This is a genomic window from Mesocryomonas fontinalis, assembly GCF_055730125.2.
On the sequence record NZ_JBUZWG020000001.1, the window covers coordinates 356,094 to 382,436 of the forward strand.

The 26,343-nt window shown below is 67.2% G+C and carries 24 protein-coding genes and 1 tRNA gene; 12 read left to right on the forward strand and 13 right to left on the reverse strand.

The window, feature by feature from the left end:
* Positions 1-79 precede the first annotated feature (79 nt).
* From ACZL02_RS01625 to ACZL02_RS01635, 3 genes are all read right to left on the reverse strand, one after another.
* A complete protein-coding gene (locus tag ACZL02_RS01625; RefSeq protein WP_472938457.1) occupies positions 80-1,132 on the reverse strand; it encodes a methyltransferase domain-containing protein in 1,053 nt (350 codons plus the stop codon).
* Positions 1,133-1,456: 324 nt separating this feature from the next.
* A tRNA-Thr gene (locus ACZL02_RS01630) sits at positions 1,457-1,532 on the reverse strand.
* Positions 1,533-1,759: 227 nt separating this feature from the next.
* Entirely contained in the window at positions 1,760-2,719 is a 960-nt protein-coding gene (locus tag ACZL02_RS01635) for an NAD(P)H-dependent flavin oxidoreductase (RefSeq protein ID WP_472938458.1), read from the reverse strand.
* 147 nt (positions 2,720-2,866) lie between these two features.
* Here ACZL02_RS01635 and ACZL02_RS01640 point away from each other — a divergent pair, with 147 nt between their 5' ends.
* The 4 genes from ACZL02_RS01640 to ACZL02_RS01655 all read left to right on the forward strand — a co-directional run bounded on the left by ACZL02_RS01640 (position 2,867) and on the right by ACZL02_RS01655 (position 7,207).
* Positions 2,867-4,324: a hypothetical protein gene (locus ACZL02_RS01640; RefSeq protein WP_472938459.1), complete on the forward strand. Its 1,458-nt coding sequence runs from the start codon at positions 2,867-2,869 to the stop codon at positions 4,322-4,324.
* A 70-nt stretch (positions 4,325-4,394) separates the two neighbouring features.
* A complete protein-coding gene (locus ACZL02_RS01645) occupies positions 4,395-5,201 on the forward strand; it encodes an exonuclease domain-containing protein (RefSeq protein WP_472938460.1) in 807 nt (268 codons plus the stop codon).
* A gap of 30 nt (positions 5,202-5,231) precedes the next feature.
* On the forward strand, positions 5,232-6,860 hold the full coding sequence (locus ACZL02_RS01650) for a cisplatin damage response ATP-dependent DNA ligase (RefSeq protein ID WP_472938461.1): 1,629 nt from the start codon (positions 5,232-5,234) through the stop codon (positions 6,858-6,860).
* A 77-nt stretch (positions 6,861-6,937) separates the two neighbouring features.
* Entirely contained in the window at positions 6,938-7,207 is a 270-nt protein-coding gene (locus tag ACZL02_RS01655) for a DUF6460 domain-containing protein (RefSeq protein ID WP_472933886.1), read from the forward strand.
* 6 nt (positions 7,208-7,213) lie between these two features.
* Here the strand turns inward: ACZL02_RS01655 and ACZL02_RS01660 are convergent, their stop codons facing one another.
* Both ACZL02_RS01660 and ACZL02_RS01665 read right to left on the reverse strand, forming a co-directional pair.
* The gene (locus ACZL02_RS01660; RefSeq protein ID WP_472938462.1) at positions 7,214-7,879 is read right to left on the reverse strand and encodes a hypothetical protein; all 666 of its coding nucleotides are present in this window, start codon (positions 7,877-7,879) and stop codon (positions 7,214-7,216) included.
* A gap of 82 nt (positions 7,880-7,961) precedes the next feature.
* Positions 7,962-8,861 (reverse strand): histone deacetylase family protein, encoded by a 900-nt coding sequence (locus ACZL02_RS01665; RefSeq protein ID WP_472938463.1) that lies wholly within the window; start codon positions 8,859-8,861, stop codon positions 7,962-7,964.
* Between the two features lie 113 nt (positions 8,862-8,974).
* On the opposite strand from ACZL02_RS01665, the gene ACZL02_RS01670 reads away from it, so the two are divergent.
* Positions 8,975-10,318 (forward strand): MATE family efflux transporter, encoded by a 1,344-nt coding sequence (locus ACZL02_RS01670; protein ID WP_472938464.1) that lies wholly within the window; start codon positions 8,975-8,977, stop codon positions 10,316-10,318.
* A gap of 8 nt (positions 10,319-10,326) precedes the next feature.
* On the opposite strand, the gene ACZL02_RS01675 is transcribed toward ACZL02_RS01670, so the two are convergent.
* Both ACZL02_RS01675 and ACZL02_RS01680 read right to left on the reverse strand, forming a co-directional pair.
* Complete coding sequence (locus ACZL02_RS01675; RefSeq protein ID WP_472938465.1) at positions 10,327-11,427, reverse strand: quinone-dependent dihydroorotate dehydrogenase; 1,101 nt, start codon at positions 11,425-11,427, stop codon at positions 10,327-10,329.
* Entirely contained in the window at positions 11,424-11,771 is a 348-nt protein-coding gene (locus tag ACZL02_RS01680; protein WP_472938466.1) for a DUF952 domain-containing protein, read from the reverse strand. The genes ACZL02_RS01675 and ACZL02_RS01680 overlap by 4 nt, the downstream gene beginning before the upstream one ends.
* Before the next feature lie 107 nt (positions 11,772-11,878).
* Between ACZL02_RS01680 and ACZL02_RS01685 the strand changes: the two genes are divergently transcribed.
* Positions 11,879-12,391, forward strand: coding sequence for a hypothetical protein (locus ACZL02_RS01685; RefSeq protein WP_472938467.1), 513 nt, complete (start codon positions 11,879-11,881; stop codon positions 12,389-12,391).
* Positions 12,392-12,551: 160 nt separating this feature from the next.
* On the opposite strand, the gene ACZL02_RS01690 is transcribed toward ACZL02_RS01685, so the two are convergent.
* From ACZL02_RS01690 to ACZL02_RS01705, 4 genes are all read right to left on the reverse strand, one after another.
* A complete protein-coding gene (locus ACZL02_RS01690) occupies positions 12,552-13,517 on the reverse strand; it encodes a hypothetical protein (protein ID WP_472938468.1) in 966 nt (321 codons plus the stop codon).
* Entirely contained in the window at positions 13,514-13,903 is a 390-nt protein-coding gene (locus ACZL02_RS01695; RefSeq protein WP_472938469.1) for a hypothetical protein, read from the reverse strand. Before ACZL02_RS01695 ends, ACZL02_RS01690 begins: the two co-directional genes overlap by 4 nt.
* 7 nt (positions 13,904-13,910) lie before the next feature.
* The gene (locus ACZL02_RS01700) at positions 13,911-14,720 is read right to left on the reverse strand and encodes a hypothetical protein (protein WP_472938470.1); all 810 of its coding nucleotides are present in this window, start codon (positions 14,718-14,720) and stop codon (positions 13,911-13,913) included.
* A gap of 177 nt (positions 14,721-14,897) precedes the next feature.
* On the reverse strand, positions 14,898-15,911 hold the full coding sequence (locus ACZL02_RS01705; RefSeq protein ID WP_472939084.1) for an alpha/beta hydrolase: 1,014 nt from the start codon (positions 15,909-15,911) through the stop codon (positions 14,898-14,900).
* A gap of 221 nt (positions 15,912-16,132) precedes the next feature.
* Here ACZL02_RS01705 and ACZL02_RS01710 point away from each other — a divergent pair, with 221 nt between their 5' ends.
* Together ACZL02_RS01710 and ACZL02_RS01715 are read left to right on the forward strand one after the other, a co-directional pair.
* A complete protein-coding gene (locus ACZL02_RS01710) occupies positions 16,133-16,597 on the forward strand; it encodes a secondary thiamine-phosphate synthase enzyme YjbQ (RefSeq protein ID WP_472939085.1) in 465 nt (154 codons plus the stop codon).
* Positions 16,598-16,754: 157 nt separating this feature from the next.
* Positions 16,755-17,411, forward strand: a complete 657-nt coding sequence (locus tag ACZL02_RS01715) for a response regulator transcription factor (protein WP_472938471.1) — start codon at positions 16,755-16,757, stop codon at positions 17,409-17,411.
* Between the two features lie 51 nt (positions 17,412-17,462).
* Here ACZL02_RS01715 and ACZL02_RS01720 read toward each other — a convergent pair whose 3' ends face one another.
* The gene (locus ACZL02_RS01720) at positions 17,463-20,948 is read right to left on the reverse strand and encodes a hybrid sensor histidine kinase/response regulator (protein ID WP_472938472.1); all 3,486 of its coding nucleotides are present in this window, start codon (positions 20,946-20,948) and stop codon (positions 17,463-17,465) included.
* Between the two features lie 100 nt (positions 20,949-21,048).
* On the opposite strand from ACZL02_RS01720, the gene mscL reads away from it, so the two are divergent.
* The 3 genes from mscL to ACZL02_RS01735 all read left to right on the forward strand — a co-directional run bounded on the left by mscL (position 21,049) and on the right by ACZL02_RS01735 (position 23,881).
* Positions 21,049-21,519 carry a large conductance mechanosensitive channel protein MscL gene (gene mscL, locus ACZL02_RS01725; RefSeq protein WP_472938473.1) on the forward strand — a complete coding sequence of 157 codons (471 nt, stop codon included), beginning with the start codon at positions 21,049-21,051 and terminating at the stop codon, positions 21,517-21,519.
* A 100-nt stretch (positions 21,520-21,619) separates the two neighbouring features.
* Entirely contained in the window at positions 21,620-22,789 is a 1,170-nt protein-coding gene (locus ACZL02_RS01730; RefSeq protein WP_472938474.1) for a pyridoxal phosphate-dependent aminotransferase, read from the forward strand.
* Positions 22,790-22,795: 6 nt separating this feature from the next.
* Positions 22,796-23,881 (forward strand): AbrB family transcriptional regulator, encoded by a 1,086-nt coding sequence (locus ACZL02_RS01735; RefSeq protein WP_472938475.1) that lies wholly within the window; start codon positions 22,796-22,798, stop codon positions 23,879-23,881.
* Between the two features lie 30 nt (positions 23,882-23,911).
* Here the strand turns inward: ACZL02_RS01735 and hemA are convergent, their stop codons facing one another.
* On the reverse strand, positions 23,912-25,189 hold the full coding sequence (gene hemA / locus ACZL02_RS01740; protein ID WP_472939086.1) for a 5-aminolevulinate synthase: 1,278 nt from the start codon (positions 25,187-25,189) through the stop codon (positions 23,912-23,914).
* Positions 25,190-25,335: 146 nt separating this feature from the next.
* Between hemA and galE the strand changes: the two genes are divergently transcribed.
* Entirely contained in the window at positions 25,336-26,325 is a 990-nt protein-coding gene (gene galE, locus ACZL02_RS01745) for a UDP-glucose 4-epimerase GalE (RefSeq protein ID WP_472938476.1), read from the forward strand.
* The last annotated feature ends 18 nt before the right edge of the window (positions 26,326-26,343 follow it).

Genomic DNA, 26,343 nt, shown 5'->3' on the forward strand with positions numbered 1-26,343 from the left:
CGTTGGTGTCCTGGCTTCGTTGATCTCCTGATAGAGTCTGCCGTGGTTTACGCCGTTGATGCGAAGGTCGGTATCTACGTCAATGCCCGAGAGCCTGCCGCTTGATGGCGCGCAATGGCGCCGTGATCTGCCAGGACGTCGAAGTCTGCAAGGCGTGAATTTCCCGCTTTGCGGCCTCGAGTTCGCTCTGGGAAGCGAGGAGCTCCTGGGTCTTCTCCGCGTATGCGTCACGCAGTTCCGTAAGGCTTTCAAGCTCGATCATCGCCAACGCCAGCGCGGCGACCTCTGCGGCATAGGCCTCAGACGAAACCGTCAGTGACACTGTCGGCGCCCCCTCCAGCAAGGCGGCTTCCAGTAGCGCCTGCCGCGAGACGCCGGGTCCGGCGCCGTCTCGCGAAAGCGTGACGAAGAACTCGAAGTCCGCCGTCGTTCTAAAGGATTGTTCTTTCACCTGAAGTTCGCCGAGGTCTACCAGGTCCGACACGAGGAGACGAAAACTCGATGGCGTAAATTGCCATCCGTGGCAGTCGATGTACGGATCGTGCGCCCGCTCCTGCGCGCCTGTCAGCGCCTCCGTCAGATTGAAGCGCAGGATCGGCGGCCTCGTCTCGGTCGACGACCAGCCGGCCCGGCCGCCGACTTCGCAATAGTGGGCATTCTGATCAAACAACGCCGATCGGGCGTGACGCGTTCGCCGTTCCCACTGTGCCTGCAGCACCATTCCCGTCGTCGAGACAGGCCGAAAATGATCGAAGCAGAAACGCTTGTCAGGGACTGCCAGAAAGATCACGCCGCCCGGTCGCAGCAGCTGCTCACATTCCTTTAAGAACCCGAGAGGGTTAGGGGTATGTTCGATCACATGGCTGGCGACGATGAAGTCGTATCTTTCTTCATCGCCAATGACCTCGATCATGGATCGGCCATCTGAGACATGATCAACGACCTCGATGAGCGATGCGTCGACGGCCTTGTCATCCTTGTACTTTGCAAACAGCGTAGCTTGATCCGCATGATCGAGAACTTCGACGTTGTGGCCCGAAACTTTTGGCAAAAGCGGGTTGTAACTCGGGCCAATTTCCAAGCCAAAACCTGTCGCGTCGAACATCTCGAGCATAGCATCACGGCGATCCATGAATCTTCAACTCCAGGTTACTTGGTGTAGCAGCACTGCTCTAACTGCCCCGTGCCGTCAAGTCTCGCTGAAAGTCGAAGCCAAGCGGTGGCTACTCGAGTCATTGATGGCAATTACAGCTGGGCTAAAATTTATCCGGAGCCTGTGTCTCGGAATATCCCGCGATGTCTTTATGCTCCACGGGCTACGCTGCGTCAGCCGCCATCCCTCGGCGCGGACCCTGTTCCGGGGCTTGGCTCGCGGACGCCCGAAAATCGGCGTCGGCAACGAACCCGTCGCGGCTCTTTCGAAAAGGCCATGCAAATATGAGCTAGCAGAAGGGAATGGTGCCGCTTAGGTGACTCGAACACCTGACCCCGTCATTACGAATGACGTGCTCTACCAACTGAGCTAAAGCGGCATGCCCGGACCGGAAATGGCTTTCCGCGGACGGCGATCTGATACCGACAAATCGGGACGAGTTCAAGCCGCAAATCGACATCGGCCGGTGAGGCGCGTCCGGCGGAAAGTTACGGACCAGTTTTGCCAGCGCCAGTGCCGCGGGCTTTTCGAGACCGACACGCTGCGTGGTGCATCACCCGCAGAAATCCCGAAACGGCGCGCTGCGTGGCCGGAGGCTGGGGCTTTCTACAGCGCGAGGCGGGTGCGGGCGGCTTGGTATTCGGCGGCGAGGCGGGCGACCAGCGCGGCTGTCGGCACCACCTCCTTGACCGCGCCGATGCCCTGGCCGGATCCCCAGATGTCCTTCCACGCCTTGGCGCCGCCGACGGCGGCCGCGAAGTCCATCTGCGAGGGATCGCTTTCCGGCAGGCGCTTCGGGTCGAGGCCGGCGGCGATGATCGACGCCTTGAGGTAGTTGCCGTGTATGCCGGTGAAGAGGTTGGAATAGACGATGTCGGCCGCGCTCCCGTCGACGATGCCTTGCTTGTAGGCGTCGCTCGCCCGGGCTTCTTGCGTGGCAATGAAGGCCGAGCCGATATAGCCGCCGTCCGCTCCCATCGCTTCGGCCGCCAGCACCGCGCCGCCGGTGGCGATGGCGCCGGAGAGGAACAGCGGCCCGTCGAACCATTCGCGGATCTCCTGGATCAGCGCGAAGGGCGACTGCGTGCCGGCATGGCCGCCGGCCCCTGTCGCCACGGCGACGAGCCCATCCGCCCCCTTGCGGATGGCGCTGTGGGCAAAGCGGTTGTTGATGACGTCGTGCAAGGTGATGCCACCATAGCCGTGCACCGCCGCGTTCACCTCCGGCACGGCGCCGAGCGAGGTGATGACGATCGGCACCTGGTATTTCACGCACATCGCGAGGTCCGCCTCGATCCGGTCGTTCGAGCGGTGGACGATCTGGTTGACGGCAAAGGGCGCCGAGGGGGCATCGGGATGGGCTGTATCGTAGGCGGCCAGCGTCTCGGTGATCTCGGCCAGCCACTCGTCGAGCTGCGCTGCCGGACGGGCGTTGAGCGCCGGAAAGGAGCCGACGATGCCGGCCTGGCACTGGGCGATGACGAGTTCGGGATGCGAGATGATGAACAGCGGCGCCGCGATGACCGGAAGCCGCAGCCGACCTTTGAGAATCGGGGGAAGGCTCATCGATGCGGCTCCGCTGTTTGACGTAAACGTAAACGGAGAAGTAGCAGATCGCTCCAATGCTGCAAACAGTGCCTCAATGACTCCCATTTCTACAGCGAGAACGGCAGGATGGGCGAACGGTCCCGTTCTCCTGCCAAAGAGTTGCCGATGCCGTCCCGAAAAATCCCGCTCGCCCTCACCCTGCTGGTCGCAACTCTTTCGCCGATCGTCGCCGCGGCCGCCAGTCCCGATGCGTGGGCCGCCTTCCGCCGGGATGTCGAGGCCTCCTGCCGGGCAGCGGCGGCGACGCTGATCGAGGCGCCGATCGTCACCGTCGACCCTTTCGGATCCGCCAGCTACGGCCTCGCCGTGCTCAGCGGCAAGGCGCTGGACGACGGCCTCCAGAGCTCGCTCGTCTGCGTCTACGACAAGACCACGCACCAGAGCGAGATCGGCGGCGCCATGGCCTTGCAGAAGGCGGGTGAGCGCGTCGCCGCCGGGGCAGGCGAGGCGGCGACGCTTGCCGATCCGGCTGCCTCCGATGCGCCGGCTGTCGCCTCTGCCACGTCGCCGGAGCCGGTGGCAACGGCGGGCGAGGCTGCTTCCGCCACCGCCGCCGCGCCGGAAGCCGTGGCGACGCCCGCACCGGGGGCTTCGCCGACAGCGCCTGTGCCGGCGACGGTTCCAGCGCCAGCGGCCGACGCCAAGGCCGAGGCCGCGCTCGCCGAACGCTTCGCCTCCTTCCCCAACGATCCAGAAGAAGCCGATGCGGGCCCGGGTGCTGCCGCCGACCCCGCCGCCTCGCCGCAGACCCAGCGCGTGGTGACGCCGCCGGTGCCGATCCTGCCCAACGTGCCGGGACCGGCGCCGGAGGCCGAGGGGGAGACCCGCGAGGAGCTTCTGCCGGGCGTCGACGAAGGTGCGGAACCCGGCGCTGCAGCGGCGCCGGATGCTGCATCCGCCGACGTGGCCGCGACGCCCGCATCGCCGCCGGCCGCGCAAGCCGCATCGCCCCCCTTCGCCGGTTGTGCCACCGACTGTGCGGCGACGCTCGCCGCGCTGTCCGCCACCGACCAGAAATCGCTGACGGACCTGCCGTTCGAGATCGACCGGACCATCGCCCGCAACGCCTCGGCCGATCTCGCCACCGGCCCCGGCGCCGCGCGTGCCGCCGCCGGCGAGATCGCGGCGAACCTGACCGGGCGGCCGTCCCCTTCGATCACCGCCCCGACGGCGGCACTCGAGGGCGAGCGCTCCTGCGTCCTCTATTACTTCGGCTATTCCAACCAGGCGGCACGTTCCGTCGGTCGGCACCGATGCGCGGTCTCGGCGGGCGAGGGCGGTGCGCTCGTGGTCGAGAAGATCAGCGGCGAGCGCCTGCGGGCCGAACTGAAGCCGCTGACATCGGGCGTATCGGCCTTTGTCGGGCGTACCTACCGGACCGGTCAGGCCGACAACCGATACGATCCGGCAAAGCCAGTCAGCGACAGCAACAAGGATCTCGGCAACAGCGTCGGCCTCGCCACCGCCAGCGAAGGGCGGTTGCTGCTGACCTCTTCGGAGCTCCGCCGTTTCGAGGGCGAGGACAACTTTTTCTGGGTGCTGGCGATCGACCCGAAAGAGTGATGCCGTTTCAGGCACGCAACTCTCGCTGAACGCTTGCGAATCTCTTCGCCAGCGACGACATTCCCAGGTGATGCAGAACCTTTTTCCCGCCGCGCCGACGACGCCATCGCTGTTTGCCGAACCCGTCCAGACCGTGGTGCGGGTGATCGATACCGAGACCGCCGGCCACAGCCTGCCGGAGGACGCGGTGATCGAGATCGGATCGGCGGATCTCGACCTTGCCACCGGCCAGATCTTCAACCCGCTGCAGAGCCTGGTCGATCCGGCGGGCATCGTCATCAATCCGCATGCGCGGCGCGTGCACCAGATCTCCGACGAGATGCTGGAGGGCGCGCCGTCTTTCGCCGAGGCCATCCTGCCGTTCCAGGGGGCGCCCTCCTATGCGGCGCAGCGGGCTGAGTTCGACCGGCCGCGGCTGAAGATCACCAGCCGCTGGCTGTGCACGCACAAGCTGGCGCTGCGGGCGTTTCCCGATCTGCCGGCGCATGGTCTGCAGTCGCTGGTGAAATACCTGGCGCTGGATCTCAGCGAGATCCGGCCACAGCTGGAAGGGCTGCACCCGCACCGGGCGCTCTACGATGCACTCTGCACCGCCGTCCTTCTGCGGCGGATCGCCGAGGCGCTGATGCCGCGCTGCCTCGACGTCGCCGATTTCCTGGAGCGGGCCGAGCGGGTCTCGCACCAGCCGGCGCTCCTGTCGAAGCTGCGCTTTGGCAAGCACAAGGGCGCGCGTTTCGGCGAGGTGCCGCTCGACTATCTCGAATGGCTGGTGCGCGAGCCCGGAATGGACGCCGATGCGGTGTTTTCGGCAAAACACCAGCTGGCAAACCGTGTCATGCGCGGGGTGCGGACTGATCGGACGGAGCTGGCGCACTAGCTACACCGAGAGTCCCTCCGTCAGGTCCGCATGAAACGCTTCGCCGAACTCCTCGACCGTCTTGTCCTCACCCCGTCGCGCAACGGCAAGTTGCGGCTGCTAGTCGACTTTTTCCGCGAGGTGCCGGATACCGACCGCGGCTATGGCCTCGCCGCGATCACCGGCGAGCTCGACATCTCGGCGGTGAAGCCGGCCATGCTGCGGGTCCTCGCGACCAGCCGCATGGACGAGGTGCTGTTCGGCTATTCCTACGACTATGTCGGTGATCTCGCCGAGACCATCGCTCTCGTCTGGCCGGGCCCGCACGACGGCGAGGCCGAGACCATCCTGCGCAACGACTTGCCGACGCTGAGCGACATCGTCGAGACCCTCAATGCTGCCTCGCGCGCCGAGGGGCCGAAGCTCATCGAGGACTGGCTCGACCGGCTGGATTCGTCGGGACGCTATGCCCTCCTGAAGCTGGTGACCGGTTCGATGCGCATCGGCGTCTCATCGCGCCTCGCCAAGCAGGCGCTGGCCGATTTCGGGGATAAGGACATCGCCGAGATCGAGGAGCTCTGGCACGGACTGGCGCCGCCCTATCTCTCGTTGTTCGCTTGGCTCGAGGGCGTCGCGGAAAAGCCGGTCTCGGCAGCCCTCTCGCCGTTTCGGCCGGTGATGCTGTCGCAGCCGCTGGAGGCCGGCGACCACGCCCGCATCACGCCGGCCGACTATGCCGCAGAATGGAAGTGGGACGGCATCCGGGTTCAGGCGACACGCGAGGGCGGCGTCTGCCGGCTCTATTCACGCACCGGCGACGACATTTCCGGCTCCTTTCCCGATCTGATCGAGCGGATGGAGTTCGACGGTGCGCTCGACGGCGAGCTGCTGGTGGCGCGCCCGACGGACGGCGACGAGATCGTCGTCGGCACCTTCTCCGACCTTCAGCAACGGCTGAACCGAAAGAGCGTCGGCGCCGCCGTGATGAAGCAGCACCCGGTCTTCCTGCGCGCCTACGACCTGCTGCAGGACGGCGAAGAGAACCTCCGGCCGCTGCCCTTCGCCGAGCGCCGGCGGCGGCTGGAGCGCTTTCTGCCGGCGCTCGATCCCAGCCGCTTCGACCTCTCGCCCTTCGTCCCTTTCGAGACGCTGGAGGATCTGGCCGCCAAGCGCATCGCGCCGCCGCATCCGGTGATAGAGGGTCTGATGCTGAAGCGCTGGGACTCCGCCTATGTGCCGGGCCGGCCGAAAGGGCCGTGGTTCAAATGGAAGCAGGACCCGCATCTCGTCGATGCCGTGCTGATGTATGCCCAGCGCGGCCATGGGAAGCGCTCCAGCTACTATTCCGACTACACCTTCGGCGTCTGGGCGGGACCCGAGGACCAACCGGAGCTCGTACCGGTCGGCAAGGCTTATTTCGGCTTCACCGACGAGGAGCTGAAGCAGCTGGACAAGTATATTCGCGACAACACGATCGGCCGCTACGGCCCCGTCCGTTCGGTGCGCGCCGAGCCCGATCACGGGCTGGTGCTGGAGGTAGCCTTCGAGGGGCTCGCCCGCTCCAGCCGCCACAAGTCCGGCGTCGCCATGCGCTTCCCCCGGATCTCGCGCCTGCGCTGGGACAAGCCGGCTTTCGAGGCCGACCGTCTGGAAACGTTGCAGGCGATGCTGGGCGACTGACGGCTTGCCGCGCTGCCGCCTTGTCCTCGCCGGCTTGTCCGACTACCTCATGGCCAACGAAGCTTCAGGAACCCGCCATGGCCGACCGCGTATCCAGTTTTCTCGGCGGCTCGCCGCTCTCGGTGATCGTCAAGCTGGTCCTCCTGTCCATCGCCGTCGGGCTGGTGCTGTCGTGGCTGGACTGGAGCCCGCGCGAGATCCTTTACTGGATCACCGACTTCTTCCGCTGGATCTGGTACTCGCTGTTCGGCTCGCTCGACCGCGCCGTCGACTACTTCATCCTTGGCGCCGTCATCGTGGTCCCGCTGTTCATCATATCGCGGCTGTTGAAGATCGGGCGGCGGTGACCGGCTTTAATTCCTGGGGGGCTGAAGCGCGGCATTTGCTGCCCTAGTCTGCGCTGCGGCCGCCTTCGTTTCGGCCGCGGTAAGGGCGGTATTGGCGCGATTTAACTCGGCGGCATCCTGAAGCACTTTGATCATCTGATGAATGGGATCAGCTCCGCCGGCGAGGAGGCCGCCGACGATGATCACATCGAGCAGGCGAAGATATTGGTATGATTTGCCGAGGTGGTCAGCCACGTCGAACATCGGGCCGAGAATGCTCACGCCGAAAAGTCCCAGCAAAAGCCCAAGGCCCAGCGCACAGAGCGTCGCCCGCTTTTGCGTGCCCGCCTGATACTGCGCCAGCCTGGCTTGGGCTGCCAATATGAGCGCAGTGTCGGTACCGGCCTGCTCTTTTGCGAGGGCAGCTTCCAATATGACCTTCCCCGGTTCGCGGACACTGACGGCATAGACTTCGACGGTCCGCTCCACGAAGAGGGCGAGGATCGCCAGGGTGCCGAGCGCAGAGAGGACGTCCGTGAAAGCCGTATCGGACAGGTGCGGCGTCTCCGGGAGTGGCCAGCCGCTGAACCAGATGCCGATGAGAAAGGCTAGGAGAACCACGACCAGAGCGAGCCGCGAGAGGGTCCAGCCTGTTTCAGTTGGCGGCTTTGGTGCCGATAATCTTTGCGTCATGACGCGTCCTCCGGTTGGCTTTAACCTAAGGTTGCATGTTATCGTATAGGTTGCAATTACCCTTGCTGGACTGTGGGGGCGATCAGCAAAACTCCGACGCCACCCGGTGCAGGATCGTGTGGCGGTGCGCCAGACTGTCGATGTCTCGGGAGTAGCCGCCGCCGATGACGCCGGCCACCGGGATGCCGCGCTGGCGGAAGAAGCCGATGACGCGGCGGTCGCGCTCGGCGAGGCCCTCGTCGGACAGCGACAGGCGGCCAAGCCGGTCGTCCGCATGCGGATCGACGCCGGCATTGTAGAAGACGATGTCCGGCCGCGCCTGCGCAAAGCCCGTCTCGAGCGCGTAGGGCAGGACGGCGAGATAGGCGTCGTCGCCGGTTTTGTCGGGAAGGGGAATGTCGAGATCCGATGGCGGCTTCACCTCGGGATAGTTGTGCGCGCCGTGGATCGAGAGGGTGAAGACATGCGGATCGCCGGCGAAGATCCGGGCGGTGCCGTCGCCCTGGTGGACGTCGCAGTCGAAGACCAGCACCCGGCCGGCAAGATGCTCGGCCAGCATGGCCCGGGCGGCGACGGCGACGTCGTTGAAGACGGAGAATCCGGCACCCGCATTCGCCGACGCATGATGGCTGCCGCCGGCGCTGTTGCAGGCAAGGCCCCGCTCCAGTGCCAGCCGGGCGGTGAGGATCGTGCCACCGGTGGCGCAGCGCGAGCGCAGCGAGACGCGTTCGTCGACGGGAAAGCCGATCGCCTTTTCCATGGCGGGGGAGACCGTCTGCGACAGCACCGCATCGACATATCCGGCCGAATGCGCCCGGCATAACTCCTCTGGGGTCGCCGGCACGGGAACGTGAAACCCGTCCGGCACCAGTCCGTCCTCGACGAGGATCTCGGCGAGCCGCGAGAACTTGCCCATCGGAAAGCGATGCCGGGCGTCGAACAGGGCGTCGAAGGCGGGATGGTGGACGATCGGCAAGCTCATCTCCGCTGACATAGGGCGCGGTTCGGTACCGTCAGCAGGCCGACTGACGACGCCCCTTGCCGCCTCGCGTCGAAGCTGCCACGCCGTCCTCCGAGCTCCGATGGACCCGTGTCATGATCCCTGCATCTCCCCGTACTGCCCGACCGTTCGATGTGACCAACCGCGAGGTCCTGCGGATCGCCGTGCCGATGACGCTGGCTTTTCTGACCACTCCGCTGCTGGGGCTCACCGATATCGCGGTGGTCGGCCGGATGGGGGATGCCGCCGCGCTGGCAGGGCTCGTCGTCGGCGCGCTGATCTTCGACTTCGCCTTCGCCACCTTCAACTTCGTGCGCTCGGGCACGACGGGCCTCACCGCGCAGGCGCTCGGCGAGGGCGACGGGACGGAGATGCAGGCGGTGTTCTGGCGCGCGCTGGTGCTGGCGCTGGTCATCGGCTGTGGGCTCGTCCTCTTGGAGCCGGCCATTTCGGTGGCCGGTCTCTTCCTCATCTCCCCCGATGCCGCGGTCTCCGAGGCGACGCGCACCTATCTGTTCTGGCGCATGTTCTCCGCGCCCTTCGCGCTGACGAACTACGCGCTCCTCGGCTACGTCCTTGGGCGGGGCAAGGGCGCGCTCGGGCTCGGGCTGCAGGTCGTCATCAACGGCGCGAACATCTGTCTCGCTATCCTGTTCGGGCTCGTCTGGGAAGGCGGCGTCGCCGGCGTTGCGCTGGGGACGGTGTCGGGCGAGGCGATCGGGGCCGTGGTCGGCCTCGTCCTCGTCATCCGCGGGTTCGATCGTGCCGAGCGGCCGACGCGCCGGCGGGTGTTCGAAAAGGCCGGTTTCCTCAAGATGATCGCCCTCAACCGCGACATCATGATCCGCTCGTTCTGCCTGCTCGGCGGCTACATGCTGTTCACCCGTCTCGGAGCCGGCCTCGGCGCGCTGACGCTCGCCGCCAATGGCGTCCTCCTCAACATGTTCATGATCGGCGGCTATTTCCTCGACGGCATCGCGACGGCTTCCGAGCAGCTGGTCGGCCGTTCGGTCGGGGCGTTCTGGCGGCCGGCCTTCGATCGCGCGGTACGCCTGTCGATCGCCTGGGGCCTCGCGCTGTCGGGTCTTTTGACGCTGATGTTCCTCGTCGCCGGCGGCTCGATCGTCGATCTTCTCACCACCGACGCGGCGGTGCGGGCGGCGGCTCGGCCCTATCTCTTCTGGGCGTCGATCGCCTCCTTCGCCGGGGCGCTCGCCTTCGTCATGGACGGCATCTACATCGGCGCCACCTGGTCGCGGACGATGCGCGACATGATGCTGCTGTCGACGGCGCTGTTCGCCGTCCTCGCCTTCGCCCTCGTGCCGTCCTTCGGCAATCACGGGCTCTGGCTCGCCTTCGAGGTGTTTCTGTCGCTGCGCGGGCTGACCTTGCTGGCCGCCTTGCCCGGCCGCCGCCGCCGGACGTTCGCCCCCGCATGAGGCGACGCTCAGTTCGCGTCGGGGCCGGCGGAGAGCACGCGGTCGACAGAGCGGTCGCGGATTTCGGCAAGCCGGCCGATGCCGTTGAGGTCCATGAAATGGCTCATGCCGGCGAGGATCTTGGTCGGCAGGCGCGGCCCGCCATAGACGAGGCCGGTGTAGAGCTGGACGAGGTCGGCGCCCGCTTCGACCTTGGCGATCGCCGTCTTGGCGCTGTCGACGCCACCGGCTCCGATCAACGCGATGTCCGGCCCCAGCGCCCGGCGAAACGCCGCCAGCACATAGGTGGCACGCCGGAACAGCGGGCGACCGGAAAGGCCACCGGCCTCGTTCCGGTTCAGCAGCGTGGTCGACAGGCCGTCGCGCGACAGCGTGGTGTTCGAGACGATCAGCCCCTCTATGCCGTGCGCTGCGACCGACCGCGCAATGGCGGCGATCTCCTCGCGGTCGAGGTCAGGCGCGACTTTCAGGAAGATCGGCGTGCGCGGCCGCCCGTCGATCGCCGCCGCGCCGTTGCGGGCGGCGACCACCGCCTCCAGCAGGCGCTCGAGGTCGTCGCCGCCTTGCAGCTTGCGAAGGCCCGGCGTGTTGGGCGACGAGATATTGACGGTGAGGTAGCTCGCCAGCGGCTCGAAGCGGCTGATCCCCTCGACATAATCGTGGATGCGGTCCGCCGCATCCTTGTTGGCGCCGACATTGATGCCGACGATGCCGGACTTGCGCCGCCGCTGGTGCAGCCGCTCGTAGGCTTCCGCAGCGCCCTCGTTGTTAAAGCCGAGCCGGTTGATCACCGCGCCGGCCGCCGGCAGGCGGAAGACCCGGGGCTGCGGGTTTCCGGCCTGCGGCAGCGGGGTGATCGTGCCGACCTCGGTGAAGCCGAAACCCAGCCGCAGCACGGCGTCGGGCACCTCGGCATTCTTGTCGTAGCCGGCAGCAAGGCCGAGCGGGTTCGGAAAGGACAACCCTGCGACCGCCGTGCGCAACCGGCTGTCGATGGGGATGTCGATGCGCGGGATGACGCCCCGCTTCAGCGCCGCGATCGACAGGCCGTGCGCTTTTTCGGCGTCGAGCTTGAAGAGGAGGGGACGGGCGACGTCGTAGAGGCTCACCGGATGCTCGCAGGAAAAACGTGGTAGCCCGCGGCGTCGACCGGAAGTTCCTCGACGAACAGCACGGCGTTCAAGCTCAGCTTACCGTAGAGGTGCGGGAACAATTGACCGCCGCGCGAGGGCTCCCACTTCAGCGCGTCGCCGAGCCTGTCGGGGTCGATCCCGATCAGCAGCAGCTCGCGCTGGCCGGTGAAATGCTTGTGCGCGGTCTCGCGGACCTGCAGCGCGGTCGAGAAATGGATATAGCCGTCGGCGAGGTCGACCGGCGCGCCGTCGAAACGCCCTGCCTGTTCAGCGGCCTGCCACAGCGCCCTCGGCGCAATCTTGTAGATGGGATCGCTCATAGCCTCGGTTGCCAGACATGGTGATAAAGGTCAATCGCGGCAATCTCGCCCAATTTGCGTGTGATAGCTCCGGGCGCCCAGGAGTTCCTGGCCCCAGGGAGTTGCCGATGAAGACCGCGATCGCCATCCTGATCCTCGCTCTGGCCGGTGGTGCCGCGATCATCTTCGCCGGCGGCGCTGCCATGGCGCAAAGTCTGGTGCCACAGAGCCCGTCCTCCCAGAGCCTCATGCCGCCTTCCGCCGCATCCCGCTATTCGATGCAGCCCGTCGATGGCGGCGTTGCGCGGCTGGACACCCAGACCGGCGAGATCAGCCTCTGCCAGGTCGACAACGGCCAGATCGCCTGCGAGCCATCCGAGGACGAACGCCAGCGGCTGGAGGATCGCATCCGCGAGCTGTCCGACGAGGTGGCGAGTTTGAAGGATGGCCGGCCGGCCGATGGCGACGCCGCCGCCCCGCTCGCCGGCCCGCGCAAGCCGCCGCAGTCCGTGCTGCCGGAAGATGCCGACCTCGACAAGGCGCTCGGCCAGATGAAGCACATCCTCCGCACCTTCCGCGACATCGCGAGGGAGTTGGACGACGAGAAGCCCGTCCCGGAGAACACCCCGAACCGGACCTGAGGCAGGCCCCGCTAGGTCCGTCCGCCTGCCAGCCGGGACAGTCCAGCGTTGACCAGCGAGCGCCGTGCTTCCCTTGGAAAAGCACGACGCTCGGAGCTTGAGCCTCTCAGGCCCGTAAGCCTGGCGAGATGCCCCGCTCAGACTGCAGGGAGACGCCCGGTCATTTCGGCGGGCTCGGTGCCACCGCACAGTCGTCTCCAGCGGTCGCATCGGCGTCTTCCGTCGTGAAGCTGGCCTTGAGATCGGCCATGCCGTTGCGGTGCAGCTCGATGACGTAGAAGATTTCGTTGTTGCCGATGTCCGGGTTCGTGACCCAGTTGCCCCGGACCGTCACGATGGCGCCCCGGTCAAGTCCCTCCCATTCGTCACCCACCGGATCCGCCCCGACCGAACCGATCCCCTGGCCGATCCAGCCGCCGATGAGGACGCCGACATAGGCGACGGCGGCTGCCACGATCGCGGCAACGATGAGCACGACGAGAAGGCACAGGAGATAAAACGGGCCGCTCGCCGCGCAACCGATGGCGCCGCCCAGTGCGGCGGCGGCGATGTAGCCGAGGATCAGACCCCCGACCGCGCCGACTGCCGCACCCGCAAGGCTGCCGATCTTGCCGCCGCAGGCGCTCTTGCTCTTGATGATGCAAGGCAGCATCGCCGAGCCCAGCTGCGAGCAGTAGACCCAGAAGGCGTCCTGGCTCGTCAGGTTCCAGTACATGCTCTTGACGACGACATTGAAGATCCCGGACGGTGGGATCGCGAACGGCGCGAGAACCGCGATCGCCGCCGAACCCGTGTCGGAAGTCTCCTCGACGATCCCGGAAAAACAGACGGCCTGTCCCTCCGGCGTCGAGCGGATGCAGCCATCCGGCTGCAAGGCGAAATACAGGACGAGCACGATAATCGCCGCGACGCCTGCAAAGGCCGAGGTGAGGACCGCAGGACCGGTCGTCGTGGCGGCGACCGCGTAGCCGAGGATGGCCTGGATAATCCCGCTCACCACCGGCACTCCGCCGGCATAGACGGCAGCGGTTGCCGCCGCGGCGGTACCCACCGCGGTAAACAGGAACCAGTCGAACGGGCCCGGGACGGGGGTGGGTTTCTGTGCACCACAGACGGGAGCAGTCATGGCCGTGTCCTTCCAAAGCTCAGACCCTCGCGGCAGGTCAGCGCGCAGAGGAGGTTGGCCAGCAACGCGCCCAGCAAGGCGCAGACGAGAAGGGCGAGCGCGGGGTGTGGCAGCGCGTAGGCCACCGGCCCGAGCAACGCACCGTCGACCACCGCGATCAGCATGCCGATGATCCAGAGCAGCGCCTTGGGGCGGGGCGAGACCAGGCAAGCGAACGCCACGGCGATGGCGGTCATCAGCACGGACACCAGAATGCCGTAGGCCACCGTCTGTCCGGCTGACAGCATTTCCGTCCCGCAGCAGGCTGGCGATGCGAGAAGGTTGATCAGAAGGCCGGTCGAGGCGCCGGCGACGATACCGAAACGGAAGCAGATGTCGTTTTTCATGTGCCCCTCAACTGTCCAGCAGGATGATGAATGACACGCCGCCGAGCAGCGTGCCGGAGGACTGGGCGGCGACGTCGATCGTCGCGCTGATCAGCGTTCCCGGTGGCGAGACCGGCAATCCTGACGGCACGTCGATCTTTATGGCGACGTTCTGCTGCGCCCCGCCCGCCAGGGTGAAGGCCGCCGGCGCCAAGGTTGCCCAGGCAGCGAAAGGCGAGGGCGACACTGAAACCGAGATCGATCGAACGGTGGCGAATGGATTGCGAACGGGAATGATGAAGGTTCTCGACCGGCCGTCGCTGGTTTGCATCGCGTCGACGGTCTGCTGCCCGCGGTTGTTGCTGCTGTCGCGGTCGAACGGATGCTGAAGCTCGACGAAGACGCCATATCGACCGGCTGCAACAAGCGGCGGCGGCGAGGGCCAGGACAGCGTCTGCTCGCTTCCCGGCATTCCCGCCCGCGCCAGATCGAGGAATGCGGAACCGAGAAGCATTCTTTCCAGCCCGATGCCGAAGGGGCTCCAGCTGAGATCGACGCGGGTGCGATGCGCGGCGGCTTCCGGCGAGAGGTTTCGGACGACCGCCGTCAGGGTGTCCAACGGCTTGGCGGGCCAGAGGTGAATGGTGTTGATGTCGGGGCTGTTGAAGGTGGGGGGCACGCCGCCCGCGAAGACCTCTTCGGCGTCATAGGTGGCCGGATCAGGATCCTTGACGATCTCGGGCGGCAACCGCACGCAGCACCCTCTCTTCAAAGGCGGCGGCGTTCGTAACGCTCGGCAAAGCGGGAAAAGCGACAGGTTTCGTTCGACGACAGCCATGGGCGACCTCCAATCTCAAGCCGCCGCGGGAAATGCGGGTAGCAATACAACTCATAGTTGAGATCGGAGGCGCGGCAAGTTTGCTGAATATAGTTCAGCGCTTAAAAGCCCTTAATTGTATTTAGGCTGCAACCGGTCCTGACACCAAGGAAGGCTGCTGAAGCCTTCTGACGGAGTTCAGATCTGCTCGACCAGCCGTTCGTGGCCGTGTGTGTCGTCGATGGCCGCCTGGTGACGGCGGAGGAAGCTTGCCATTTCGGCTATCGAGCGGACGCCGGTCGACGAGGGCAGGTTCTGGAAGACGTGGCAGCCGCCGGTGACCAGCGAGAGTTCCGCATCGTTGCCGGCCGCCAGCCAGCGCGTCGCCATGAACAGGCTGTCGTCGACGAGGAGGTCGCAGGTTCCAACGGTGAAGAGGGCAGGCGGCAGGCCGGTGAGGTCGGCGTAGAGCGGCGAGATGTCGGGCGAGCGCGGGTCGCTGCCGGCGGGCAGGAAACGCTCGGCGAAGGCGGCGACGTCCTCGGTGTTCAGCACCAGCCGCTCGCTGCCGAAGCGCCGGACGCTGGGGCTCAGCGCCAGGTCGTAGCAGCCGGCATTGAGGTTGGCGGCGCCGAACGGCGCCTTGCCATGCCCGTCCCGCAGCCGGATCAGCGTCAGGACCGCGAGATGCGCGCCGGCCGACTCGCCGCCGATGGCTAGGTATCCGGTCGGCAACGGGCCGTGCGCATCGGCGATGTCTCCCGCAACCAGCGCGAGCGCAGCGTCCTCGCAATCATCGGGCCCGTGCGGAAACGGAAACTCCGGTGCGAGGCGGTAGTCGACGGAGGCGACGGCCATCCCCGTCTGATCGGCGATCCGGCGCAGGAACGGGTCGTTTTCGGCGGCCTTGCCCCAGACCCATCCGCCGCCGTGAAAGTGCAGGAACGTCCCCCGCGCCGCCTGTCCGGCGGGGCGCAGGATCCGCACGGAAATCGGTTGACCGCCGCGTCCCCGGACCTCGGTCGTCGTCGCGTCGGGATCGGCCGGGGCGGCTGGAAACACGCCACGTCCCTCGGCCCGCGCCTGGCGCACCGCCGTGATCGGCGCGCTCCACGGGCTCGGGCGGGATCGCTGCAAGGCGATGATGTCGGCGTTCATCGCCATCAGCTCCGGCTCGGCACGGCTGAGGTCGAAATCGGCGGGGTCGATGATCAGGCGCTTGACGGTCATCACGCTTCCTTTTTCTGCCGGACAGCCGGACTTTCATGAGCCGTGTGTCCGGACTTTTTTGCGCTGCGAGAGGTCCGGTGGTTCCATCGCGACGACGATCATGGTCTGGGATTATGGAGGGACGATGGGCGAAGGCAAAGCGCCGTCACTCCTGCCGGCACTGGCCGGTCGTGTAATGGCGTGAGAAGGGAAGACCGGCATTGATGGAGCCGATGCAGTTCATCGAGACGCTTGCCGTCCGCACCAAGGGGCGCTCGATGCTCGATTTGTCGCAGGCCGTTCAGGAGCGGCTGTCGACGCTGGAGGCGGGCGACGGGCTTCTGACCGTTTTCATCCGCCACACCTCGGCGTCGCTGACGATCCAGGAGAACGCCGATCCGGACGTGCAGGCCGATCTTCTCGATGCGTTGGACAGGCTGGCCCCGGCCGGTCCGATCTACCGGCATTCGATCGAGGGGCCGGACGACATGCCGGCGCACATCAAGACCGTGCTGACGGCGACGAGCCTCGCCATCCCCGTGCTGCGCGGCCGGTTGATGCTCGGCACCTGGCAGGGCCTCTACGTCGTCGAACACCGGGTGCGAGCCCATACCCGCGAGGTGGTGCTGCACTTTGCCGGAACCCGCGCCGGCCAGCCCGGCCGCAGCAGCCTCGGCGGCCGGGCCTGACCGGTCGGAAAGATGCGCCGGCGGCAGCAGTAAGCCTTGCCCGGCAGCGCCTGCCCCTTGAACCTTCCGCCGCGATGCGGTTCGTTGCAAGCGTGGCCGGCGTTTCCGCTGCGCTGACCGAGAAAGACCGGCCCGTGAAACCGTTGCAAGGCGCCCCGTGAACCGTACCTTCATCGTCGCCGACGATCATCCGCTGTTCCGCGGCGCCCTGAAGGAGATCCTGGCGTCGCTGCCGGGCAAGCATCTGATCGTCGAAGCTGCCGATTTCGACCAGGCGGCGGCGGCGATCGCGGCGCATCCGGAGGCCGATCTCTTCCTGCTCGACCTCAACATGCCCGGCGCCAGCGGGTTTGCCGGTCTCGCCTTGATGCGGGCGGAGCACCCCGGCGTGCCGATCGCCATCGTCTCCGGCAGCGAGGATGCGCCGCTGATCCGCCGGGCGCTCGATCTCGGCGCGTCCGGCTATATTCCGAAATCGGCGAGCTTCGAGGAGATCCGCGCCGCTATCGCTTCCTTGCTGGCCGGCGACGTCTACCTGCCGGCAAACGTCCAGCTCGGCGCCGAGGGCGATCCGGAGGTCGCCGCGCTGATCGAGCAGATGCGCAGCCTGACGCCGCAGCAAACCCGCGTCCTCACCATGCTCGGGCGCGGGCTCCTCAACAAGCAGATCGCCTATGAGCTCGGCATCTCCGAGGCGACGATCAAGGCGCATGTCTCGGCCGTGCTGCAGAAGCTCGGCGTCGACAGCCGAACCCAGGCGGTGATCCGGCTCGGCCAGCTCGATCCCGGCCGCGAGGACAACGTCAGCCGGTAGCCAGCGCGAACGAGCGAGACGGCGAGGCACGGAGGCTTTCCGTCTCCCGCGTTATTCCGCCGCCTCGCGCCGGCCGCGGTGCTGCGCCATCGCGGCGCGCAGCGAGGCCGGCTTCAGCGGCTTGGTGAGGACGTCGACGCCGATCGCCGCGGCGTGCTCGCGCACTTCCGGGGAGCGGTCGGCGGTGATCATGATCGCCGGCAGCTGCCGGTCGATCTGCCAGCGCAGCCGCGACAGCGCGTCGAGCCCGGTGCCCTGGTCGAGGTGGAAGTCGATCAGCGCGATGTCCGGCAACCTTTCGGCCGCTCCGCACACCCGGATAGCCTCGGCCAGCGATCCGGCAAGCAGCGTCTCGCACTGCCAGCCGGACAGCAGCGCAGCCATGCCGTCGCGGATCGAGGCATCGTTGTCGAGGACCAGCACCAGCATGCCGTCGAGCCGCAGCGCCCGGTGCACCCGTACCGCGGTCGGCGCTGCCAGCGCCGGCGCCATCGCCGGGCGGCGGGGAAGGCCGACATGGAAGCGCGTGCCGCGCCCGTGCTCGGAGGTGACGCTAACGGGATGGTCGAGCACCTTGGCGATGCGGTCGACGATCGACAGGCCGAGGCCCAGCCCCTGCGCCGTGCGGGTGCCCTCGTCGAGGCGGATGAATTCCTGGAAGATGTTCTGCAGCTGGTGCCGGGGAATGCCGATGCCACTGTCGATGACCGCGATCTCGATCCGCTGCCCCGGGCGCCGGCGCACGCCGACCACGACCTTGCCGGTACGAGTATATTTCACCGCGTTGGAGACGAGGTTCTGCAGCAGCCGGCGCAGCAGGTTGCGGTCGGAGCGGACGGTCACCGAGGTCTCGACGAACCGCAGACGCACGCCCTTTTCCTCGGCCAGCGGCGCAAGGTCCGTCTTGATCTGCCGCAAGAGGGGTTCCAGCGGGAAATCCTCGAGCGAAGGCGCCATGGCACCGGCATCCAGCCGCGAAATGTCGAGCACCGCGCCGAGGATCGCCTCGACCGATTCCAGCGAGGAGCTGATATTGGCGGCGAGCGCCTTGCCGGGCAGGCGGGAATAGCGCTCCTGCAGCGCCGAGGCATAGAGCTTGGCGGCGTTCAGCGGCTGCAGGATGTCGTGGCCGGCGGCGGCGAGGAAACGCGTCTTGCCGATGTTGGCGGCATCGGCGACCTGCCGCGATTCGGCGAGCGCCGCGTTGACCTTGAGGAGTTCGGCCGTGCGCTGGCGCACCCGTTCCTCCAGCGTCTCGTTCATCTCGTGCAGCGTCGCCGCGTGGCGCTCGCGCTCGGTCATGTCGGCGACGGTCAGCACGAGACCGCCCTCCGGCATCGGATGGGTGCGGATCTCGACGACCCGGTTCGAGCGCCGCAGCGACACCTGACGAAGCGCCGGGGCATTGGTCAGGACTTCGAAGCTCCTGGCGTATTCGCTGGTGTCGATCTGCCCTTCGCGCCGCAGCTGCTCCAGCAATGCCGTCAGCGGCGTGCCGACCTGGCCCAGCTGCGGCGGAAGGTCGAGCAGGTCGCGCAGTTGCCGGTTCCAGAAGGTCAGGCAGAAGTCGGCGTCGAAAACCGCAAGGCCCTCGTCGACCTGGTCGAGCGCCAACCTCAGGATGTCGCGGTTGTACTGCAGGGCTTCCGAGGCATCGTCGAGCAGGCGGATGGCCGATCGGCTGGAGCCCTTGTGCCGCTGCAGCAGGAGCGACAGCACCAGCCGCGACGACGCCGAGCCGATCGCCGACCCCAGGAGCTGTTCGGAAAAGCCGACGACCCGGCTGTCCGCCTCGTCGGTATCGGCGAGCTGGCGCCTTTCGGCGACGCCGAAGCTGTCGAACGATCGCTCGGTGCGGTCGCTGCCGAGATAGCGGGCGATCGTCGCCTTCAGCTCGCCGACCGTGACGCCGGCGCGGGCCCGCCGGAACCCGGTCGAGGCACCGCCGTCCTGGCGCACGAAGATCGAGGCCTGGATGCGCTCGCGCGGGCTCGGCTGGCGGGTCAGCGATCCCAGCACCAGCAGCAGCGCATTGCAGCCAAGGCTCAGAAACGCACCGTGCAGCAGCGGATCGAGCGACAGGCCGAGCAGTCCCTGCGGCCGCAGCATCTCGATACCGAGCGGTCCGTCGATGACCAGGGCCGAGCCGGGGAGGACGGCCGGCAGCAGCAAGGTGTAGAACCAGAGCGCGATGCCGGAGATCATCCCCGCCTTCGCGCCGCGGGCGTTGGCGCCCTTCCACCCGAGCCCGATCAGGAAGGCCGGCGCGAACTGCGCGACCGCGGCGAAGGAGAGGAGGCCGATCGAGGCCAGCCCCGTGCTGCTGCCGGCAAAGCGGTAATAGAGATAGCCGAGCAGCACGATGAGGATGATCGCCGTGCGCCGGACGGCGAGGATCAGCCGCGTCGCGTCGCGCTCGCCGGTGACGATGGTGTCTCGCCGTTTCAGGAGGACCGGCAGGACGAGGTCGTTGGAGATCATGATCGACAGCGCGACCGAGGCGACGATCACCATGGCGGTGGAGGCCGACAGCGCACCGAGGAAGGCGATGAGCGCCAACAGTGAATTGCCCTCCGACAGCGGCAAGGCGAGGACATAAAGGTCGCTGTCGACGGTGCCGCCGAGCTTCAGCATGCCGGCGATGGCGATCGGCGCGACGAAGAGGTTGATGGCCACGAGGTAGAGCGGGAACAGCCAGCGGGCGCGCCGGATCTCCTCGGGCGAGCGGTTCTCGACGACGGTGACGTGGAACTGCCGCGGCAGCATCAGGATGGCAAAGCCGCTGAGGATCAGCGAGGCCAGGAAATGCCCGTCGAGGCCTTTCGAGAAGGCGGCCCGGATCGCCGGCTCGGCGCGAGCGGCCTGCCACAGCGCCGGTGCGTCGAACAGCTGGAGGCAGACCCAGAGGCCGACCGCGACGAAGGCGGCGAGCTTGACGATCGATTCCATCGCGATCGCCAGCACCAGTCCGTCCTGGTGCTCGGTCGCATCGGCCTGGCGTGTGCCGAACAGGATGGCGAAGAGGCCGAGCAGCAGCGCGATGAACAGCGCGCTGTCGCCGAAGAACGGCGGCAGGCTCGCCTGCGGCTGGTAGTAGACGATCAGCGTCGCGACGCCGGTCGAGATCGCCTTCAGCTGCAGGGCGATGTAGGGCACCGCCGCGACCAGCGCGATCCCCGTGGCGATGGCGGCGACCGCCGGGTTCTTGCCGTAGCGCGCTCCGATGAAGTCGGCGATCGTGGTGATCTTCTCGGCCTTCGCGAGTTGCACCACGCGTTGCATCAGCCGCGGCGCCAGCAGGAAGACGAGAATCGGGCCGATGTAGATGGCGAGAAAGTCGAAGCCGTCCCGGGCCGCGACCCCGACCGAGCCGAGAAACGTCCAGGAGGTGCAGTAGACGGCAAGGCTGAGGGCATAGACGCCCGGACGGCTGGTCCGCGCGCGCCCCTCCGCCGAGCGCCGGTCGCCAAGATGCGCCACGGCGAACAGCAGGAAGAGGTAGAAGATCGCCGAAACGACGATGATCCAGCTGTGCACGTTGACATCCTTCCGTTTGCTGTCTTGGCTCTCGCTGCGTCATGACCGGAAGGGTCATAGAATGAAATGGGCGGGACCCGTCCGCGCGAGGGAACGAGCGATGATCAAAGAGTTCAAGGAATTCGCCCTGAAAGGCAACATGGTGGACCTGGCCATCGGCATCATCATCGGTGCCGCCTTCTCCGGCCTCGTCCAGTCGATGGTGAAGGACATCATCATGCCGTTCGTCGGCGTCGTCACCGGCGGCGTCGATTTCACCAACAAGTTCTTCGCGCTTTCCGGCAACGTCACGTCCGGCAGCCTCGAGGTCGCCCGCGAGCAAGGCACCGTCGTCGCCTACGGCGCCTTCCTGACGCTTCTGATCAATTTCCTCATCGTCGCCTTCGTGCTCTTCATGGTCGTCAAGGGGATGAACCGGCTGAAGCGCAAGGAAGAAGCGAAGCCCGCGGTCATCGCCGAGGTGCCGGCCGAACAGAAGCTGCTGCAGGAAATCCGCGATCTCCTTGCCAACAGCCGGGCGGACGCCGCGCGTCAGCCGGCCCGCTTCGGCAGCTTCACCGACCCGAGCTGAGGTCGGTCACCGCCCCGAGGGTTGACGTGCGCGGGCGAAAGCGCGATGGCGGCACATGGCGCGCCGAGGCCGGCCGTGCCCCCATCCTGCAAGGCATCTCATGAGCCCTCTCGATCGACTGCGCCCCGCCGCCGCGGCCGCCCCGGAAAGCGGCATCGTCGCCGTGATGAACTATGGCCGGACGCTCGACGGCGTCATCCCGCTCTGGGCCGGCGAGGGGGATCTTGCGACGCCGCAGTTCATCCGGGATGCCTCGGCGGCGAGCCTTGCCGCCGGCGAGACCTTCTACACCTGGCAGCGCGGCCTGCCGGAACTGCGCGAGGCACTTGCCCGCTACACCGAGCGCACTTTCGGGCAGCCGGTCTCGGCCGACCGTTTCTTCGTCACCGGCTCGGGCATGCAGTCGATCCAACTGGTGATCCAGGCTTTGGCCGGCGAGGGCGACGAGATCGTCTTCATCGGCCCGGCCTGGCCGAACTTTGCCGCCGCCGTCGGCGTCGCGGGCGGACTGGCGCGCGAGGTGCCGCTCGACTGGACCGAGAGCGGCTGGCAGCTCGACCTCGCCAAGCTCAGGGCCGCCATCGGCCCGAAGACCCGCGGCCTCTTCGTCAACACCCCGTCCAACCCCAGCGGCTGGACCGCCGACCGCCAGATGCTGGTCGACATCCTCGCCATCGTCCGCGAGTCCGGCATCACGCTGATCGCCGACGAGATCTACAACCGCTTCCACTATGCTGGCGGGCGGGCGCCGTCCTTTCACGACATCATGCAGCCGGACGAGCCGATCTTCTTCGTCAACTCGTTCTCCAAGAACTGGGCGATGACCGGCTGGCGGGTCGGCTGGATCGAGTGCCCGGCGGTGTTCGGCACGGTCCTGGAAAACCTCATCCAGTATTCGACCTCGGGCGTCGCCGCCTTCATGCAGCGCGGTGCGATCGCCGCGCTCGACCACGGCGAATCCTTCATCGTCGAGCAGGTCGAGCGGGCGCACAAGGCACGCGACATCCTCACCGGGGCGTTGCTGTCGACCAATCGCGTCGCCATCGTCGCCCCGGAAGGCGCGTTCTATTCCTTCTTCTCGATCGACGGCATCTCGGACACCCGCCAGGCGGCCTTCGACATCCTCGACGACGTGCGCGTCGGCCTCGCCCCCGGCACCGCCTTCGGCTCGTCCGCCGGCACCTTCCTGCGCGCCTGCTTCCACCGCCGTCTAGACGAGGTGGAAATGGCCGCCGACCGCCTCCAGGGGTGGATCCGGCGACAGGCCTGATCCGTCATGCGCATGCCCCGCCTCGCCGCATTCGCCCTGACGCTGGTGCTCGCCGCCGCCGGGGGCACAGTCGCCGCGCTGCTCGACCTGCCGGTCGCCTGGCTGCTGGGCTCGGCGCTGTTCGTCTCGATCGCCAGCCTCTGCGGCATCGACACGCGCCTGCCCGACGGCGTCCGCAACGCCACCTTCATCGTGCTCGGCATCCAGGCCGGCGCGGGCGTGACGCCCGCGGTGGTCGACCAGCTGGCGCTGTGGCCGCTGTCCTTCGCCATCCAGATGCTCGGCGTCGTCGCGGTGACGACGGCGACCTACTTCTTCCTGCGCAGGAGCTTTGGCTGGGACAAGTCGACGGCGCTGTTCTCGGCGCTGCCGGGGGCGATGTCCTTCGTCCTTGCCGCCGCGTCCGAGACGCGGGCCGACATGACGCGGATCACCGTCGTGCAAAGCGTTCGCCTGCTGCTGCTGCTCGGCGCGCTGACGCCGACACTGGCTTGGCTGGAGGGCGGGGAGGGTATTCTCGCCGCCAGCCGCGGCACCGACGGGCCGCTCAGCGAATACGCCATTCTCTTAGGCGTCAGTCTCGTGGCGGCCTGGTTTGGCCATCTCTCGCGCGTGCCGGGCGGGATCCTGCTCGGCGCCCTTGCTGCCAGTGCCGCGCTGCATGTCAGCGGCCTCGCACCGGTGGCGGTGCCACAGCCGATCGCGATCGTGGCGCTGGTGTTCCTGGGCGTGCTGATCGGCAGCCGGCTGAAGCCGGAAAACCGCCGCGCCATGCTGGAGCTGTTGCCGGCCTCGCTCGGCGCCTTCGCCATCGGGCTGGGGCTCTCCGCCTGCGCTGCCCTCATCGCCTTCCAGACGCTCGGCATCGGCTTCGGCAAGGTCGCGCTGGCCTATGCGCCCGGCGCGCTGGAGGCGCTGACCGTGCTCGCCTACCAGTTCAACCTCGACCCGGCCTATGTGGCGGCGCACCACGTGGTGCGCTTCGTCTGCATCGCGCTGCTGGTGCCAGTGCTGGCGCGGCGCATGGCCGTCCCGGTCACGCCGCCCGCCAGCGCCGACGAGGGTTCTGGGGGCGGCGAGCGGCGCGGCTGAGCGACGACAGTTGACCGGCGCCGGCTGCCGTCAGCCGCCGGCCTTCGACATCACCAGCGGCATCACCACGCGCTCTGCCGCAACGTCCACCCGACGGTCGGCGGCGAACGGGATGCCGACGGCCTGCCAGGTCTCGACCAGCGCATCGCGCAGCGTGTCGATCAGGTCGTCGCCGTGCAGTGGCGTCGGGGTGATGCGCAGCCGCTCGGTGCCGCGCGGCACGGTCGGGTAGTTGATCGGCTGGATGTAGATGCCGTGCCTCTCCAGCAGATGGTCGCTCGCCTTCTTGCAGAGATCGGGATCCCCGACGTGGATTGGCACGATGTGCGTCGCCGACGGCATCACCGGAAGGTCTGCGGCTGCGAGGACGGTCTTCGCCCGTGCGGCTTGCCGCTGCTGACTGTCGCGCTCGGCCTGCGAGGCCTTGAGGTGGCGGATCGAGGCGGTGGCGGCCGCGGCCAGCGCCGGGGGAAGCGCGGTGGTGAAGATGAAGCCTGGCGCATAGGAGCGCACCGCGTCGATCACTGCCGCGCTGCCGGTGATGTAGCCGCCGAGCACGCCGAACGCCTTGGCGAGCGTGCCCTCGATCACGTGGATTCGGTGGGCCACGCCGTCCCGCTCGGAAATGCCCCCGCCGCGTGCGCCGTACATGCCGACCGCATGCACCTCGTCGATATAAGTCATCGCGTTGTAGCGCTCGGCGAGTGCGACGATCGCCTCGATCGGCGCGATGTCGCCGTCCATCGAGTAGACGCTCTCGAACACGATCAGCTTCGGCCGCTCGGGATCGGCCGCCTTCAAGAGCTCCTCCAGGTGCGCGACATCGTTGTGGCGGAACACCTGCTTGCGGGTGCCGGCCTTGCGCACGCCCTCGATCATCGAGGCGTGGTTGAGCTCGTCGGATAGAATCAGGCAGTCCGGCAGAAGTTTCGCGATGGTCGAGATCGACGCCTCGTTCGACACGAAGCCGGAGGTGAAGACCAGCGCCGCCTCCTTGCCGTGCAGGTCGGCCAGCTCGCGCTCGAGGAGCGTCAGCGGATGGCTGTTGCCGGAGATGTTGCGGGTGCCGCCGGCGCCGGTGCCCATGCCCGACACGGCCGTCTGCATCGCGCCGACGACCGCGGGATGGTGGCCCATGCCGAGATAGTCGTTCGAGCACCAGATGGTAATTTCGCGCGCGACGCCATCGTTGCGCCAGACTGCGGTTGGAAAACGCCCGACGATCCTTTCGAGATCAGCAAACACCCGGTAGCGTCGCTCGGCATGCAACGCTTCGATCGCGGATTCAAAATGGCCCTGATAGTCGATCATTGAGAATTTCCTTTCGAGAAACGTTCTAAAAGGGCCGGCGCGCGAAGTCCACGTTACTGCGAGCGCCAGATTGTCCACCCCATCAGACACTTGGAGTAGAGACCCATGACCAACCTCCCGATCATGACCGCGGCCGGCGCACGGTGAGCGTCCTCGTCACCGGCGGCGCCGGCTATATCGGCAGCCACATGGTTCTCGGCCTGCTCGACCGCGGCGAGAGCGTCATCGTCCTCGACAACCTCGTCACCGGCTTCGACTGGCTGGTCTCGCCCGGGGCGACGCTGGTGCAGGGAGATATTGCGGATCAGGCGCTGGTCGGCCGGTTGATCGCCGAGCACGGCATCGACGCGATCGTCCACTTCGCCGGCTCCGTCGTGGTGCCGGACTCGGTGTCGGACCCGCTCGGCTACTACCTCAACAATACCGTCAAGACGCGTGATCTCATCGCCGCGGCGGTGGCGGGCGGTGTGCCGCACTTCATCTTCTCCTCGACCGCGGCGGTCTACGGCATGGCCGGCCTCGGCCCGGTCTCGGAGGACAACCTCCTGAAGCCGCAATCGCCCTATGGCCGGTCCAAGCTGATGAGCGAGATGATGCTGGAGGACGCCGCCGCGGCGCATCCGATCCGCTACACCGCGCTGCGCTACTTCAACGTCGCCGGCAGCGATCCGGCCGGCCGGTCGGGCCAGTCGACGAAAGGCGCGACGCACCTCATCAAGGTCGCGGTCGAGACGGCGCTCGGCAAGCGTCCGGCGATCGACATCTTTGGCGACGACTACCCGACACCGGACGGCACCGCCGTGCGCGACTACATCCACGTCACCGACCTGATCGCGGCCCATCTGGCGGCGCTCGACCGGCTGCGCGCCGGCGGTGAGAACATCGTCGCCAATGTCGGCTACGGCCTCGGCTACTCCGTCCGGCAGGTGCTCGACGTCGTCCGCGCGGTGCACGGCGCCGACTTCACCATTCGCCAGGGCGGCCGGCGCGCCGGCGATCCCGCCAGCATCGTCGCCAACGCCGACCGCGCCAGGACGGAACTCGGCTGGGTGCCGGCTCATGACGATCTCGAGGAGATCGTCGGCCATGCCATCGCATGGGAACAGCACCTGATGCGCCGCAACGCCGAATAGCGAGTCCCACGCGATATC

Bases quoted from the DNA above. Each gene is read 5' to 3' on its own strand.
- ACZL02_RS01625 (WP_472938457.1), bottom strand. From the start codon at position 1,132: ATGGATCGCCGTGATGCTATGCTCGAGATGTTCGACGCGACAGGTTTT.
- ACZL02_RS01635 (WP_472938458.1), bottom strand. From the start codon at position 2,719: ATGAGCCTTCCCCCGATTCTCAAAGGTCGGCTGCGGCTTCCGGTCATC.
- ACZL02_RS01640 (WP_472938459.1), top strand. From the start codon at position 2,867: ATGCCGTCCCGAAAAATCCCGCTCGCCCTCACCCTGCTGGTCGCAACT.
- ACZL02_RS01645 (WP_472938460.1), top strand. From the start codon at position 4,395: ATGCAGAACCTTTTTCCCGCCGCGCCGACGACGCCATCGCTGTTTGCC.
- ACZL02_RS01650 (WP_472938461.1), top strand. From the start codon at position 5,232: ATGAAACGCTTCGCCGAACTCCTCGACCGTCTTGTCCTCACCCCGTCG.
- ACZL02_RS01655 (WP_472933886.1), top strand. From the start codon at position 6,938: ATGGCCGACCGCGTATCCAGTTTTCTCGGCGGCTCGCCGCTCTCGGTG.
- ACZL02_RS01660 (WP_472938462.1), bottom strand. From the start codon at position 7,879: ATGACGCAAAGATTATCGGCACCAAAGCCGCCAACTGAAACAGGCTGG.
- ACZL02_RS01665 (WP_472938463.1), bottom strand. From the start codon at position 8,861: ATGAGCTTGCCGATCGTCCACCATCCCGCCTTCGACGCCCTGTTCGAC.
- ACZL02_RS01670 (WP_472938464.1), top strand. From the start codon at position 8,975: ATGATCCCTGCATCTCCCCGTACTGCCCGACCGTTCGATGTGACCAAC.
- ACZL02_RS01680 (WP_472938466.1), bottom strand. From the start codon at position 11,771: ATGAGCGATCCCATCTACAAGATTGCGCCGAGGGCGCTGTGGCAGGCC.
- ACZL02_RS01685 (WP_472938467.1), top strand. From the start codon at position 11,879: ATGAAGACCGCGATCGCCATCCTGATCCTCGCTCTGGCCGGTGGTGCC.
- ACZL02_RS01690 (WP_472938468.1), bottom strand. From the start codon at position 13,517: ATGACTGCTCCCGTCTGTGGTGCACAGAAACCCACCCCCGTCCCGGGC.
- ACZL02_RS01695 (WP_472938469.1), bottom strand. From the start codon at position 13,903: ATGAAAAACGACATCTGCTTCCGTTTCGGTATCGTCGCCGGCGCCTCG.
- ACZL02_RS01700 (WP_472938470.1), bottom strand. From the start codon at position 14,720: ATGGCTGTCGTCGAACGAAACCTGTCGCTTTTCCCGCTTTGCCGAGCG.
- ACZL02_RS01710 (WP_472939085.1), top strand. From the start codon at position 16,133: ATGGAGCCGATGCAGTTCATCGAGACGCTTGCCGTCCGCACCAAGGGG.
- mscL (WP_472938473.1), top strand. From the start codon at position 21,049: ATGATCAAAGAGTTCAAGGAATTCGCCCTGAAAGGCAACATGGTGGAC.
- ACZL02_RS01730 (WP_472938474.1), top strand. From the start codon at position 21,620: ATGAGCCCTCTCGATCGACTGCGCCCCGCCGCCGCGGCCGCCCCGGAA.
- ACZL02_RS01735 (WP_472938475.1), top strand. From the start codon at position 22,796: ATGCGCATGCCCCGCCTCGCCGCATTCGCCCTGACGCTGGTGCTCGCC.